The organism is Klebsiella sp. R390 (assembly GCF_051131745.1).
In the GTDB taxonomy this organism is placed as follows: domain Bacteria; phylum Pseudomonadota; class Gammaproteobacteria; order Enterobacterales; family Enterobacteriaceae; genus Klebsiella.
On sequence record NZ_CP180445.1, the window covers coordinates 4874562 to 4888852 of the forward strand.

The 14291-nt window shown below is 53.5% G+C and carries 11 protein-coding genes, 2 tRNA genes and 2 other RNA genes; 8 read left to right on the forward strand and 7 right to left on the reverse strand.

Annotation, left to right across the window (positions count from 1 at the left end; genetic code table 11):
- Nucleotides 1-314: 314 nt before the first annotated feature.
- Genes ACMYSP_RS22795 through narI form a run of 4 tightly spaced genes read left to right on the forward strand, consistent with a single transcriptional unit; the run spans nucleotide 315 to nucleotide 6974 of the window.
- The gene (locus tag ACMYSP_RS22795) at nucleotides 315-4058 is read left to right on the forward strand and encodes a nitrate reductase subunit alpha (protein ID WP_434584314.1); all 3744 of its coding nucleotides are present in this window, start codon (nucleotides 315-317) and stop codon (nucleotides 4056-4058) included.
- The gene (narH, locus tag ACMYSP_RS22800) at nucleotides 4055-5590 is read left to right on the forward strand and encodes a nitrate reductase subunit beta (protein ID WP_434584316.1); all 1536 of its coding nucleotides are present in this window, start codon (nucleotides 4055-4057) and stop codon (nucleotides 5588-5590) included. Before ACMYSP_RS22795 ends, narH begins: the two co-directional genes overlap by 4 nt.
- On the forward strand, nucleotides 5587-6297 hold the full coding sequence (gene narJ, locus ACMYSP_RS22805) for a nitrate reductase molybdenum cofactor assembly chaperone (protein WP_434584318.1): 711 nt from the start codon (nucleotides 5587-5589) through the stop codon (nucleotides 6295-6297). Before narH ends, narJ begins: the two co-directional genes overlap by 4 nt.
- Complete coding sequence (narI, locus tag ACMYSP_RS22810; protein WP_434584320.1) at nucleotides 6297-6974, forward strand: respiratory nitrate reductase subunit gamma; 678 nt, start codon at nucleotides 6297-6299, stop codon at nucleotides 6972-6974. The genes narJ and narI overlap by 1 nt, the downstream gene beginning before the upstream one ends.
- 166 nt (nucleotides 6975-7140) lie before the next feature.
- On the opposite strand, the gene ACMYSP_RS22815 is transcribed toward narI, so the two are convergent.
- From ACMYSP_RS22815 to ACMYSP_RS22840, 6 genes are all read right to left on the reverse strand, one after another.
- A non-coding RNA gene (locus ACMYSP_RS22815) (RtT sRNA) lies at nucleotides 7141-7272 on the reverse strand.
- Nucleotides 7273-7318: 46 nt separating this feature from the next.
- A non-coding RNA gene (locus tag ACMYSP_RS22820) (RtT sRNA) lies at nucleotides 7319-7450 on the reverse strand.
- Between the two features lie 46 nt (nucleotides 7451-7496).
- Nucleotides 7497-7581: transfer RNA gene (locus ACMYSP_RS22825), tRNA-Tyr, on the reverse strand.
- A gap of 33 nt (nucleotides 7582-7614) precedes the next feature.
- Nucleotides 7615-7699, reverse strand: a tRNA-Tyr gene (locus ACMYSP_RS22830).
- A gap of 159 nt (nucleotides 7700-7858) precedes the next feature.
- On the reverse strand, nucleotides 7859-8701 hold the full coding sequence (gene purU / locus ACMYSP_RS22835; protein ID WP_123754748.1) for a formyltetrahydrofolate deformylase: 843 nt from the start codon (nucleotides 8699-8701) through the stop codon (nucleotides 7859-7861).
- A gap of 42 nt (nucleotides 8702-8743) precedes the next feature.
- Nucleotides 8744-9202: a YchJ family protein gene (locus ACMYSP_RS22840; protein ID WP_217426875.1), complete on the reverse strand. Its 459-nt coding sequence runs from the start codon at nucleotides 9200-9202 to the stop codon at nucleotides 8744-8746.
- A gap of 110 nt (nucleotides 9203-9312) precedes the next feature.
- Here ACMYSP_RS22840 and rssA point away from each other — a divergent pair, with 110 nt between their 5' ends.
- From rssA to galU, 3 genes are all read left to right on the forward strand, one after another.
- Nucleotides 9313-10209, forward strand: a complete 897-nt coding sequence (rssA, locus tag ACMYSP_RS22845) for a patatin-like phospholipase RssA (protein ID WP_434584322.1) — start codon at nucleotides 9313-9315, stop codon at nucleotides 10207-10209.
- Between the two features lie 90 nt (nucleotides 10210-10299).
- On the forward strand, nucleotides 10300-11313 hold the full coding sequence (gene rssB, locus ACMYSP_RS22850) for a two-component system response regulator RssB (protein WP_434584324.1): 1014 nt from the start codon (nucleotides 10300-10302) through the stop codon (nucleotides 11311-11313).
- A 196-nt stretch (nucleotides 11314-11509) separates the two neighbouring features.
- Nucleotides 11510-12412: a UTP--glucose-1-phosphate uridylyltransferase GalU gene (gene galU, locus ACMYSP_RS22855; RefSeq protein ID WP_434584326.1), complete on the forward strand. Its 903-nt coding sequence runs from the start codon at nucleotides 11510-11512 to the stop codon at nucleotides 12410-12412.
- 131 nt (nucleotides 12413-12543) lie between these two features.
- Here the strand turns inward: galU and hns are convergent, their stop codons facing one another.
- Nucleotides 12544-12951, reverse strand: a complete 408-nt coding sequence (gene hns, locus ACMYSP_RS22860; protein ID WP_004863421.1) for a histone-like nucleoid-structuring protein H-NS — start codon at nucleotides 12949-12951, stop codon at nucleotides 12544-12546.
- 557 nt (nucleotides 12952-13508) lie between these two features.
- Between hns and tdk the strand changes: the two genes are divergently transcribed.
- The gene (gene tdk / locus ACMYSP_RS22865) at nucleotides 13509-14126 is read left to right on the forward strand and encodes a thymidine kinase (RefSeq protein ID WP_434584329.1); all 618 of its coding nucleotides are present in this window, start codon (nucleotides 13509-13511) and stop codon (nucleotides 14124-14126) included.
- Nucleotides 14127-14291 lie beyond the last annotated feature (165 nt).

Here is a 14291-nt window from a genome sequence, read left to right on the forward strand (position 1 = left end):
TTTTTTGTGTCATCTTCCGGCGCCGCGTCTGCACGGCATCCTACCGGTTTACACCGCTCTACCCCTTAATACCCGGCGACATGTCTGAATAGGGTAGTTAGGGGTAATTTTGCAATAAAACCTTTTTAAAACAAGTGGATGGAAAATAGAAAAAGATACTCCCTTTGGAGTATTTGTCGGTGTATGGCCGATTTATAAGCCATTTGGTCTTGATCGTTATCAATTCTCTCCCGCTTTCAGAGCGTTACCTTCGCTGGCATTCCAGCAATGTCGATTTATCAGAGAGCCGCCAGGCTCCACACAGGAGAAACCCGATGAGTAAATTCCTGGACCGGTTTCGCTACTTCAAACAGAAGGGTGAAACCTTTGCCGATGGCCACGGCCAGCTTCTACACACTAACCGGGACTGGGAGGAGGGATACCGCCAGCGCTGGCAGCATGACAAAGTTGTGCGCTCCACTCACGGGGTTAACTGCACCGGCTCTTGTAGCTGGAAGATTTATGTTAAAAATGGTCTGGTAACCTGGGAAACCCAGCAAACCGACTATCCGCGTACTCGCCCTGATATGCCAAACCATGAGCCACGCGGCTGCCCACGCGGCGCCAGCTACTCCTGGTATCTCTACAGCGCCAACCGCCTTAAGTATCCGCTGATGCGCAAACGCCTGATGAAAATGTGGCGTGAAGCGAAAGCTCAGCATCGCGATCCGGTGGATGCCTGGGCATCGATTATTGAAGATGCCGATAAAGCGAAAAGCTTCAAACAGGCGCGTGGTCGCGGTGGCTTCGTGCGCTCCTCGTGGCAGGAAGTGAACGAGCTGATTGCCGCTTCTAATGTCTATACCGTGAAAAACTATGGTCCTGACCGCGTGGCGGGCTTCTCACCGATCCCGGCAATGTCGATGGTGTCGTATGCTTCCGGCGCGCGCTATCTGTCACTGATTGGCGGGACCTGTCTGAGCTTCTACGACTGGTACTGCGACCTGCCGCCGGCTTCCCCGCAGACCTGGGGCGAGCAGACCGACGTGCCAGAATCGGCCGACTGGTATAACTCCAGCTATATCATTGCCTGGGGCTCCAACGTTCCGCAGACCCGTACCCCGGATGCTCACTTCTTTACGGAAGTGCGCTATAAAGGCACCAAAACCGTCGCTATCACCCCGGATTACGCCGAAATCGCCAAGCTGTGCGATCTGTGGCTGGCGCCGAAACAGGGTACCGATGCGGCAATGGCGCTGGCGATGGGCCACGTTATGCTGCGCGAATTCCATCTCGATAAGCCGAGCCAGTACTTCACCGATTATGTTCGTCGTTACACCGACATGCCGATGCTGGTGATGCTTGAAGAGCGCGACGGTTACTACGCAGCGGGCCGTATGCTGCGTGCGGCGGATCTGGTCGATGCGTTAGGCCAGCAGCAGAACCCGGAGTGGAAGACCGTTGCCTTTGATGAAAAGGGCGAAATGACCGTGCCGAACGGTTCGATCGGCTTCCGCTGGGGCGACAAAGGCAAGTGGAACCTTGAGCAGCGTGATGGCAGCACCGGCGAAGAGGTCGCACTGCGCCTCAGCCTGCTGGGCGGCCATGACGATATTGCGAATGTGGGCTTCCCCTATTTTGGCGGCGACGGCACCGAGCATTTCAATAAAGTTGAACTGGAAAACGTGCTGCTGCACAAACTGCCGGTGAAACGCCTGCAGATGGCTGATGGTACCAGCGCGCTGGTCACTACCGTGTATGACCTGACCCTGGCGAACTATGGCCTGGATCGCGGTCTCGGCGATGAAAACTGCGCCAGCAGCTACGATGACGTCAAGGCCTATACCCCGGCATGGGCAGAGAAAATCACCGGGGTATCCCGGGCGCAGATTATCCGTACCGCTCGCGAATTTGCTGATAATGCCGATAAGACTCACGGGCGTTCAATGATTATCGTCGGTGCCGGTCTGAACCACTGGTATCACCTCGATATGAACTATCGTGGCCTGATCAACATGCTGATTTTCTGCGGCTGCGTGGGTCAGAGTGGCGGCGGCTGGGCGCACTATGTCGGCCAGGAAAAACTGCGTCCGCAGACCGGCTGGCAGCCGCTGGCATTTGCCCTCGACTGGCAGCGTCCGGCGCGTCATATGAACAGTACGTCGTATTTCTATAATCACTCCAGCCAGTGGCGCTACGAATCGGTAACCGCGCAGGAGCTGCTGTCGCCGCTGGCGGATAAATCCCGCTATACCGGCCATCTGCTGGACTTCAACGTTCGTGCCGAGCGTATGGGCTGGCTGCCATCAGCGCCGCAGCTGGGTACCAACCCGTTGCGCATTGCTGAAGCCGCGAAACAGGCCGGAATGACGCCTGTTGATTACACCGTTAAGGCGCTGAAAGACGGCACGATTCGTTTTGCCGCCGAACAACCTGAAAACGGTAAGAACCACCCGCGTAACCTGTTTATCTGGCGCTCTAACCTGCTGGGCTCTTCCGGTAAAGGTCATGAATACATGCTGAAGTATCTGCTGGGTACCGAGCACGGTATTCAGGGACTGGATCTCGGCAAGCAGGGCGGCGTGAAGCCAGAAGAGGTGGAGTGGCACGATAACGGCCTCGACGGCAAGCTGGATCTGGTGGTGACGCTGGACTTCCGCCTGTCGAGCACCTGCCTGTACTCCGACATCGTACTGCCTACGGCGACCTGGTACGAAAAAGACGACATGAATACCTCGGATATGCATCCCTTTATTCATCCGTTGTCTGCCGCCGTCGACCCGGCGTGGGAATCGAAAAGCGACTGGGAAATTTACAAAGGCATCGCGAAAAAATTCTCCGAAGTTTGCGTAGGCCATCTTGGTAAAGAGACGGACGTCGTTACGCTGCCGATTCAGCATGACTCTGCAGCAGAGCTGGCGCAGCCGCTCGACGTGAAGGACTGGAAAAAAGGCGAGTGCGACCTGATCCCAGGTAAAACCGCGCCGCACATTATTCCGGTGGAACGTGACTACCCGGCGACCTACGAACGTTTTACTTCTATCGGCCCGCTGATGGAGAAGATCGGCAACGGTGGTAAAGGCATTGCCTGGAATACCCAGAGCGAGATGGATCTGCTGCGTAAGCTGAATTACACCAAGGCCGACGGTCCGGCTAAAGGTCAGCCAATGCTGAATACGGCGATTGATGCCGCCGAGATGATCCTCACGCTGGCCCCAGAAACCAACGGTCAGGTGGCGGTGAAAGCCTGGGCTGCGCTGAGTGAGTTTACCGGTCGCGACCATACCCATCTGGCACTGAATAAAGAAGACGAGAAAATTCGTTTCCGCGATATTCAGGCCCAGCCGCGCAAAATCATCTCCAGCCCGACCTGGTCTGGTCTTGAAGATGAACATGTGTCCTATAACGCTGGTTATACCAACGTACATGAGCTGATTCCGTGGCGGACCCTGTCCGGTCGCCAGTCCTTGTATCAGGACCATCAGTGGATGCGTGATTTCGGTGAGAGCCTGCTGGTGTACCGTCCGCCGATCGATACCCGTTCGGTGAAAGCGGTGATGGGTGAGAAGTCTAACGGTAACCCGGAGAAGGCGCTGAACTTCCTGACGCCGCACCAGAAATGGGGTATCCACTCGACCTACAGCGACAACCTGCTGATGCTGACCCTGTCACGCGGTGGGCCAATCGTCTGGATGAGCGAAGCGGATGCCAAAGAACTGGGCATTGAGGACAACGACTGGATTGAAGTCTTCAACAGTAACGGGGCACTGACCGCACGTGCGGTGGTCAGCCAACGCGTGCCGGCGGGGATGACCATGATGTACCACGCTCAGGAACGTATTGTGAATCTACCGGGCTCGGAAATTACCGGCCAACGCGGCGGGATCCACAACTCGGTCACGCGCATTACGCCGAAGCCGACCCATATGATCGGCGGCTACGCGCAGCTGGCTTACGGCTTTAACTATTACGGTACCGTGGGCTCTAACCGCGATGAGTTCGTGGTGGTACGCAAGATGAAGAATATTAACTGGCTGGATGGTGAAGGTCATGACCAGGTACAGGAGAGCGTAAAATGAAAATTCGTTCACAAGTCGGCATGGTGCTGAATCTCGATAAATGCATCGGCTGTCACACCTGCTCAGTCACCTGTAAAAACGTCTGGACCAGTCGTGAAGGGACTGAGTACGCCTGGTTCAATAACGTCGAAACCAAGCCAGGCGTTGGTTTCCCGAACGACTGGGAAAACCAGGAGAAATGGAAGGGCGGCTGGATCCGTAAAATTAACGGCAAACTGCAGCCGCGCATGGGTAACCGTGCGATGCTTCTGGGTAAAATCTTCGCCAACCCGCATCTGCCGGGCATCGATGATTACTACGAGCCTTTTGATTTCGACTACCAGAACCTGCAGGCCGCGCCGGAGAGCAAGCATCAGCCGATCGCCCGTCCGCGTTCGCTGATCACCGGGCAACGGATGGACAAGATCACTAGCGGTCCGAACTGGGAAGATGACCTTGGCGGCGAGTTTGAAAAGCTCTCCAAAGACCGCAATTTCGACAACATGCAGAAGGCGATGTACGGCCAGTTCGAAAACACCTTCATGATGTATCTGCCGCGTCTTTGCGAACACTGCCTGAACCCGGCCTGCGTGGCGACCTGCCCAAGCGGCGCCATCTATAAGCGTGAAGAAGATGGCATCGTACTGATCGATCAGGATAAGTGCCGCGGCTGGCGGATGTGTATTACCGGCTGCCCGTACAAAAAGATCTACTTCAACTGGAAGAGCGGCAAGTCCGAGAAATGCATCTTCTGCTATCCGCGTATCGAATCCGGGATGCCGACCGTCTGTTCTGAAACCTGCGTCGGACGCATTCGCTACCTCGGCGTGCTGCTGTATGACGCTGATGCGATTGAAAATGCGGCCAGCACCGAAAACGAGCAGGATCTGTATCAGCGTCAGCTGGACGTGTTCCTCAACCCGAATGACCCGAAAGTCATCGAGCAGGCGCTGAAAGATGGCGTTCCGCAGGGCGTGATTGACGCTGCGCAGCAGTCGCCGGTGTACAAAATGGCGATGGACTGGAAGCTGGCGCTGCCGCTGCACCCGGAATACCGCACGCTGCCGATGGTCTGGTATGTGCCACCGCTGTCACCGATTCAGTCCGCGGCTGATGCCGGCGAGCTGGGCAGTAACGGGATCCTGCCAGACGTTGAAAGCCTGCGTATTCCGGTCCAGTACCTGGCTAACCTGCTGACCGCCGGGGATACTCAGCCGGTGCTGCTGGCGCTGAAACGCATGCTGGCGATGCGTCACTTTAAACGCGCAGAAAGCGTGGATGGCGTGGTTGATACCCGTGCGCTGGAAGAGGTCGGTCTGACCGAAGCTCAGGCGCAGGAGATGTACCGCTACCTGGCAATTGCAAACTACGAAGATCGCTTCGTGGTCCCGAGCAGCCATCGTGAGCAAGCTCGCGATGCTTTCCCGGAGCAGCGTGGCTGCGGCTTCACCTTTGGTGATGGTTGTCATGGCTCAGATAGCAAGTTCAACCTGTTCAACAGCCGTCGTATCGATGCCATCAATGTCACCAGCAAAACGGAGCCGCACTCATGATTGAACTCGTCATTGTGTCGCGCCTGCTGGAGTACCCGGATGCTGCCTTGTGGCAGCATCAGCAGGAGATGTTCGAGGCGCTGGCGTCCTCGGAAACGCTGAGTAAAGAGGATGCCCAGCAACTGGGCGTTTTCCTGCGTGATTTGACCGCGCAGGATCCGCTAGACGCGCAGGCGTATTACAGCGAACTGTTCGACCGCGGCCGGGCAACGTCCCTGTTGTTGTTTGAACATGTTCACGGTGAATCTCGCGATCGTGGTCAGGCGATGGTGGATTTGATGGCGCAGTATGAACGCCACGGCCTGGCGCTCGACAGTCGTGAACTGCCGGACCATCTCCCGCTGTATCTGGAATATCTTGCGCAACTGCCCGCGGACGAAGCCATTGCCGGGCTGCAGGATGTGGCGCCGATTCTCGGTCTGCTCAGCGCCCGTCTGCGACAGCGTGAAAGCCACTACGCGGTGCTGTTTGAACTGCTGCTGACGTTGGCCAACACCCAAGTTGACAGCCAACAGGTGGCCGAGAAAATTGCCGATGAGGCCCGCGATGATACGCCGCAGGCGCTGGATGCGGTGTGGGAAGAAGAACAGGTGAAATTCTTTGCCGATCAGGGCTGCGCTGAGTCAGATATCGCCGCTCACCAGCGTCGTTTTGCCGGAGCCGTTGCCCCGCAATATTTGAATATCTCTAACGGAGGACAGCAATAATGCACTTCCTGAATATGTTCTTCTTTGACATCTATCCGTATATTGCCGGGGCGGTATTCCTGGTGGGGAGCTGGCTGCGTTACGACTACGGGCAATATACCTGGCGCGCTGCCTCCAGCCAGATGCTGGATCGAAAAGGGATGAACCTGGCATCGAACCTGTTCCATATTGGGATCCTCGGTGTGATTGCGGGTCATGCCTTTGGGATGCTGACACCACACTGGATGTATGAAGCCTGGCTGCCGCTTGACGTGAAGCAGAAGATGGCAATGTTTGGCGGCGGTGCCGCGGGCCTGATGTGTCTGGTTGGTGGTATTTTGCTGCTCAAGCGCCGCCTGTTCAATCCGCGCATTCGCGCAACAACGACCGGGGCGGACATTCTGGTGATGTCGGTGCTGGTTATCCAGTGTACGCTGGGTCTGCTGACGATTCCGTTTTCTGCCCAGCATATGGACGGCAGTGAAATGATGAAGCTGGTTGGCTGGGCGCAGTCGGTGGTGACCTTCCACGGTGGCGCGTCTGCGCACCTCGACGGCGTGGCGTTTATCTTCCGTATGCACCTGGTGCTCGGTATGACGCTGTTTGTGCTGTTCCCGTTCTCGCGCCTGGTTCATATCTGGAGCGTGCCGGTAGAGTATCTGACACGCAAATACCAGATTGTTCGCGCACGTCGCTGATTGTCGCAATCAGAACCTGATAAACCCCGCATTGTCGGGGTTTTTTTATGCCTTCCGGATGGGGCTGGTAATCCCGGTAAACGTAGTGCCATATGGGAGCCGATCCCGCATGGGAAGAATATAGGATTTTGCGGTTTGATTTGGCTGATGTACTGCAAGGAAGTGATGGTGGCGGGGGAAGGATGACTCAGCGCTACGCGCTTCGCCCTTCGGGTCGTTGCCTGCGGCAACGCTTTTTCGCTGGTGCTCGAATCGAACCTTAGTCGAAGCTTCTCATCCTTCCCCGCATGGGCAGAATATAGGACTTTGCGGTTTGATTTGGCTGATGTACTGCAAGGACGTGATGGTGGCGGGGGAAGGATGACTTAGCGCTACGCGCTTCGCCCTTCGGGTCGTTGCCTGCGGCAACGCTTTCTCGCTGGTGCTCGAATCGAACCTTAGTCGAAGCTTCTCATCCTTCCCCGCATGGGCAGAATATAAGATTTTGCGGTTTGATTTGGCTGACGTACTGCAAGGAAGTGATGGTGGCGGGGGAAGGATTCGAACCTTCGAAGTCGATGACGGCAGATTTACAGTCTGCTCCCTTTGGCCGCTCGGGAACCCCGCCAGGGGTATGTACTTATTGAGCGTAGAATTTTGATGGTGGTGGGGGAAGGATTCGAACCTTCGAAGTCGATGACGGCAGATTTACAGTCTGCTCCCTTTGGCCGCTCGGGAACCCCACCACGGGGTAATGCTTATTACTGGCCGGCTTCCTTCTGGGGAAGCGGGGCGCATCATATCAAATGACGCGCCCCTGTAAAGCTTTCCGTTGAGAAAAATAAACTGGTTGCCTGAAATTTATGCGCAAAGGCGTAAAGCTAACCAGTTAATTTTACTATTGATTAAAGAATAATCGTTCGGTTGCCGTAGACGAACACGCGCTGGGCCAGAACCTTATAGAGTGCGCGGCTCAACACATTCTTTTCAACATCACGCCCTGCACGCATCATATCTTCAGCGGTATAGGTGTGATCGACGTGAATCACGTCCTGCATAATGATCGGGCCTTCGTCCAGGTTATCGTTGACGTAGTGGGCGGTCGCACCGATGATTTTCACGCCACGCTCATAAGCCTGATGATAAGGACGGGCACCGATAAAGGCCGGCAGGAAGGAGTGGTGGATATTGATAATCTGGTTCGGGAAGCGGGAAACAAATTCCGGCGTCAGTACCCGCATATATTTCGCCAGCACCACGTAGTCCGGGGCATAAGACTCAATAGCATCACCCATCTGTTTATCGTGCTCTTCACGGGTCAGACCTTCGTGGCTCACCAGTTGGAACGGAATGTCAAAACGCTCAACCAGCGTGCGCAGTGTTTCATGGTTGCCGATGACGGCAGCAATTTCTACATCCAGGCCACCATAGTTGGCCTTCATCAACAGATCGCCCAGGCAATGTGCCTCTTTGGTCACCAGAATGACTACCCGGCGGCGGCCGGCTGGGGTCAGCTCGCGAATGGAACCTTCCGGCAGTGCGCTGTCGAGGTCTGCCAGTAAAATGGCATCATTAAAAATCCCTTCCAGCTCGGTACGCATAAAGAAACGGCCGGTGCGGTGATCGACGAACTCGTTATTTTGAACAATGTTCAGTTCGTGCTTGTAGCAAATGTTCGTGATACGCGCGATGAGTCCTTTCTGATCAGGGCAAATGGTGCGTAGTACTTTACGTTGTAATGAATGCATCGCGAGGAAAATCCTGTAGTGTTTGCTATTGCTGGTGCCGTATTACTGGCCACAGCATTTTTTAAATTTTTTACCTGAACCACAAGGGCAGGGGTCGTTACGACCAAACAGTGGTCGTGTACCGTCGATATAGTACCACTGTCCCTTTTCTTTTAAGAATCTGGAACGTTCAATTATGGCGCCGGGGCGGTTATCTTCATCAAACCGTGCGACGAAACTGACAAAGCCCTCGTCGGGATGGCTGCCTTCATCGGCAGCGAATACCGTCAGGCCTTGCCAGTGTGTTTTGGCGAAGCCCTTTTCCAGATCGGCACGAAACAGCTGCGGTTGGCAGGAAGGGTGCCAGGTTTTGATCAGGTAATCGGCATCCTTCATGACAAACGCACTGTAGCGGGAGCGCATCAAGTGTGATGGATCTGGCGCAAGCAGTGAGCCGGTCAGATATCGCTGACAACATGAGCTATACTCCTGAGCGCTGCCACAAGGGCATAATGGCGACAAATCGGCCTCCATGGAAAAAATTCACGGCGCAGTGGCGCCAACCTGTTTTATGTTAACTGAGCTGTAGCAATGATGCTATGTTCGCAGCGGAAGGAAGTATATCGGGAATAATGAGAAAGCTTAAGATTGGTCTGGCGTTAGGCGCAGGAGCGGCCCGCGGGTGGTCGCATATTGGTGTGATTAAGGCACTGCAGCGCGCGGGTATTGAAGTCGATATCGTCGCAGGATGTTCCATCGGTTCGCTGGTGGGGGCCGCGTATGCCTGCAACCGTCTTCCGGCGCTGGAGAAATGGGTCTGTTCCTTTAATAACTGGGATGTACTGCGGCTGATGGACCTGTCCTGGCGTCGTGGGGGCCTGCTGCGCGGGGAACGCGTATTCAATCAGTTCCGACGCGTCATGCCTGTTTCTGAGATCGAACGCTGCGACCGTCGCTTTGCGGCGGTGGCGACCAACTTAAGCACCGGCCGCGAACTGTGGTTCACCGAGGGCGATTTGCACCAGGCGGTGCGCGCCTCCTGCAGTATGCCGGGCCTGATGTCTCCGGTGATGCATAATGGCTACTGGCTGGTGGACGGCGCGGTGGTCAATCCCGTACCGGTTTCCCTGGCCCGTGCGCTGGGCGCCGATATCGTGATTGCCGTTGACTTGCAGCATGACGCGCATCTGATGCAGCAAGATATGTGGTCACTCGAAAAGCCACCGCTGGAAGACGACAGGGATTTTTCCTGGCATGCGCGCATTCGCGCACGCCTTAGCGGAATGACCTCGCGTCGTGCGGCCACCCCGACCGCGATGGAAATTATGTCCACCTCTATACAGGTATTGGAAAATCGCCTGAAACGTAATCGTATGGCGGGCGATCCGCCCGATATTCTGCTGCAGCCATTCTGTCCGCAAATCTCCACGCTAGATTTTCATCGCGCCGGTGAAGCGATTGCTGCCGGATATTTGTCTGTTGAAAAGAAAATGGATGAATTATTACCTCTGGTTCCCACTGCGGTGTGACACCATTTGGCTTAGACTTAAGTAAATTCTGACAGGCGATAGTGTGAATTGCATGCCACTATTTAGTCATCGTCAGTCAGAGGAGAGATCATGACGCAGCCACTGGCGGGAAAACTGATTCTGATAGTTGAAGACGAAGCCGTTTTCCGCTCACTCTTGCACTCCTGGCTAACCTCACTGGGCGCCGCAACGGTGCAGGCGGAGGATGGCGTTGATGCGCTCCAGAAAATGGCCGAGTCACAACCCGACCTGATGATTTGTGACATCTCTATGCCGCGAATGAACGGTCTTGAGCTGGTCGAGCATTTGCGTAACCGGGGCGAGCAATTGCCGATTCTGATGATATCTGCCACGGAAAATATGGCTGATATCGCAAAAGCGCTGCGGCTGGGTGTTCAGGATGTGTTGTTAAAGCCGGTTAAAGATTTCAATCGCCTGCGGGAAACGGTGTATGCCTGCCTGTATCCCAATATGTTCAGCTCGCGGGTTGAAGAAGAAGAGCGTTTGTTTGAAGACTGGGATGCGCTGGTGAGCGACCCGACCGCAGCATCACGATTATTGCAGGAGCTCCAGCCGCCGGTTCAGCAGGAAATATCGAAGTGTCGTATTCATTATCGTCAACTGGTATCGGCTGACCGGCCCGGTCTGGTGTTGGATATTGCCCCATTATCTGAAAACGATCTGGCTTTCTACTGTCTGGATGTCACACGAGCAGGTGATAATGGTGTCCTCGCGGCGTTGCTGCTACGGGCACTGTTTAATGGCTTACTGCAGGAGCAGCTTGCTCATCAGGGTCAACGTTTGCCGGAAATGGGTAGCCTGTTAAAACAGGTAAACCAGTTACTGCGTCAGGCAAACCTGCCGGGGCAATTTCCATTACTGGTGGGGTATTACCACAGCGGTTTGAAAAATTTGATTCTGGTGTCTGCGGGATTGAATGGCACACTCAATACCGGGGAACATCAAATTCAGATCAGTAACGGTGTCCCGTTGGGGACGCTGGGCAATGCTTATCTCAACCAAATTAGCCAACGCTGCACATCGTGGCAGTGCCAAATTTGGGGGGCAGGCGGGCGTTTACGCCTGATGTTGTCTGCGGAATGAACAATTGTGTATTTTTTTAAGCTGATGGGATTACCGGCCAATCTTTTGCGGTGGTACTATCATTGAAGTTTATAAGTAATAGTCCTAATTCGAGGGAATCCAAACCTTTCTGACCGGGTTTGCCTGAGCGGACTGATATACTCATACCGTTATTATTAACGAAAAGTTTAAAAAACGAACAGTCCAGGAGATTTCAATGGCTGCCATTAATTCTAAAGTAAGAAAAGCTGTTATCCCGGTTGCGGGATTAGGCACCAGGATGCTACCCGCTACTAAAGCTATTCCGAAAGAAATGCTGCCACTGGTAGATAAGCCTTTAATTCAATATGTTGTAAACGAGTGTATTGCGGCCGGGATTACTGAAATTGTTCTGGTGACTCACTCTTCGAAAAACTCTATTGAAAACCATTTCGATACCAGTTTTGAACTGGAAGCGATGCTGGAAAAACGTGTAAAACGCCAGCTGCTGGAAGAAGTTCAATCTATTTGTCCGCCGCACGTGACCATTATGCAGGTTCGTCAGGGTCTGGCAAAAGGGCTGGGTCATGCGGTGCTGTGCGCACATCCGGTAGTTGGTGATGAGCCGGTAGCGGTTATTCTGCCTGACGTTATTCTGGACGAGTTTGAATCTGATCTTTCCCGCGATAACCTGGCTGAAATGATCTCCCGTTTCGATGAAACCGGATCCAGCCAGATTATGGTTGAGCCGGTTGCTGATGTAACGGCATACGGCGTGGTTGACTGCAAAGGCGAATCTCTGCAGCCGGGTGAAAGCGTGCCGATGGTTGGCGTGGTTGAAAAGCCAAAAGCTGATGTGGCGCCGTCTAACCTCGCAGTCGTAGGCCGTTATGTGCTGAGCGCGGATATTTGGCCGCTGCTGGCTAAAACTCCTCCGGGAGCCGGGGACGAAATTCAGCTGACCGATGCGATCGATATGCTTATCGCCAAAGAAACCGTTGAAGCCTATCACATGAAAGGCAAGAGCCACGACTGCGGTAATAAACTGGGTTATATGCAGGCGTTTGTAGAATATGGCATTCGTCATAAAACCCTGGGCGCGGATTTTAAAGCCTGGCTGGAAAACGCTGTAGCTAAGTAATCGTTTTCTGCTGAGCAGATAACCGGGAGGCGAGTTCGCTTTCCGGTTTTTTTATACCCCGAGCTTACTTGTGGTATACCCGAGACAAAAAAAATCCCGCCGAAGCGGGATTCTTCAAATACGATCTTCAATTACAGCAGGAAGTCGTCCAGGGTTTTACCCTGCTCGTCCATTGCTTTTTTGATCACTGCCGGAGTACGGCCCTGGCCGGTCCAGGTTTTGGTTTCGCCGTTTTCGTCAACGTAGCTGTATTTAGCCGGGCGTGCAGCACGCTTAGCTTTAGTACCCGCTTTAACCGCTGCCATGGTGCTCAGCAGTTCATTCGGGTCAATGCCATCGGCAATCAGCATTTCACGGTATTGTTGAAGTTTACGAGTACGCTCTTCAATTTCTGCAGCCGCAGCGCTTTCTTCTTCGCGACGTTCGTTAACAACAACTTCTAATTTTTCCAGCATTTCTTCTAGCGTTTCAAGGGTGCATTCTCTCGCCTGCGCACGAAGAGTACGGATGTTGTTCAAAATTTTAAGTGCTTCGCTCATTGTAGTAATCTCAAACTTATATTGTGGGGTGGTTTGTTGAAGTAATAATAGAGCGATATAATCAGATGTGCAATAGGGTTGAATGTAAGTAATTCAAAATTACTTGTTATTTGTCTCGATAATTAATTAATTTAAGTTAAATTTCTCGTGCGAGTTCACATCTTTTTCGCTTATAGCTTAGGGCAAACCCTTAGCTAAAACCCTGAGATAGTATGCTTTTCTCGAGGGGCCGGGAGTAAAATTATAGTTTGCAGGGATAAATATCCCCCTGAGGTAATAGCGTATTAGTTGGGGCAATCTTTAATATAACGCGTGAGGAAATCGCGTTATCGCCGCCCTGGAAAATCGGATGATTCGCACGAAAGGACAATCATTAGCGGCGATGGTGCCAGAGTTGAGCAAATGATCGCCGCCAATATTCATTAAAAATCCTTAATCTATCAGGATGCAGGCAGGCTCACATTCAGCGTAGCCGTGACGCTGAAAAGACCGATAACGGTAGAAAATATGCTACAATTCCGCCGCGATAAAACATACTGATTGGGGTTAGGCAGCCAATGGCTCAACTTTATTTTTACTATTCTGCAATGAATGCAGGTAAGTCGACGGCCTTGTTGCAGTCGTCATACAATTACCAGGAACGTGGCATGCGCGCCCTGGTTTATACCGCCGAAATTGATAACCGTTTTGGTTCCGGAAAAGTCAGCTCACGAATCGGTCTCTCGTCGCCAGCCCGACTGTTTAACCCTCAGACATCGCTGTTTACCGATATCGCCAGCGAGCACGCGAAGCAGTCCGTTCACTGCGTTCTGGTGGATGAAAGCCAGTTCCTTACGCGTGAGCAGGTGCATGAATTATCTGAGGTTGTCGACAAACTGGATATTCCGGTGCTGTGTTACGGTTTACGAACGGATTTTCGCGGCGAACTGTTTATCGGCAGCCAGTATTTATTAGCCTGGTCCGATAAGCTGGTTGAATTAAAAACGATCTGTTTCTGCGGCCGTAAGGCCAGTATGGTGCTGCGTCTTGATCAAGAGGGACGGCCTTACAATGAAGGAGAACAGGTAGTGATTGGCGGGAATGAACGTTATGTTTCCGTTTGCCGTAAGCATTATAAAGAAGCGCTGAGCGAGGGATCCCTCACGCTGGTACAGAATCAATCTCGCGCCGGTTAAGGCTGCAGCGATAATAACCCCACAGGCGCACACCGACGGCGTCTGTGTTCAGTTCCTGCCCCCCGTATAGTTGACGATATCCTGTCCCTCAGACGCACTCCTGACAGAACAAAACATCAATGATGATGGCTTCCTTCACCTCGGCCTGTTCCTGCGTGGGAATAG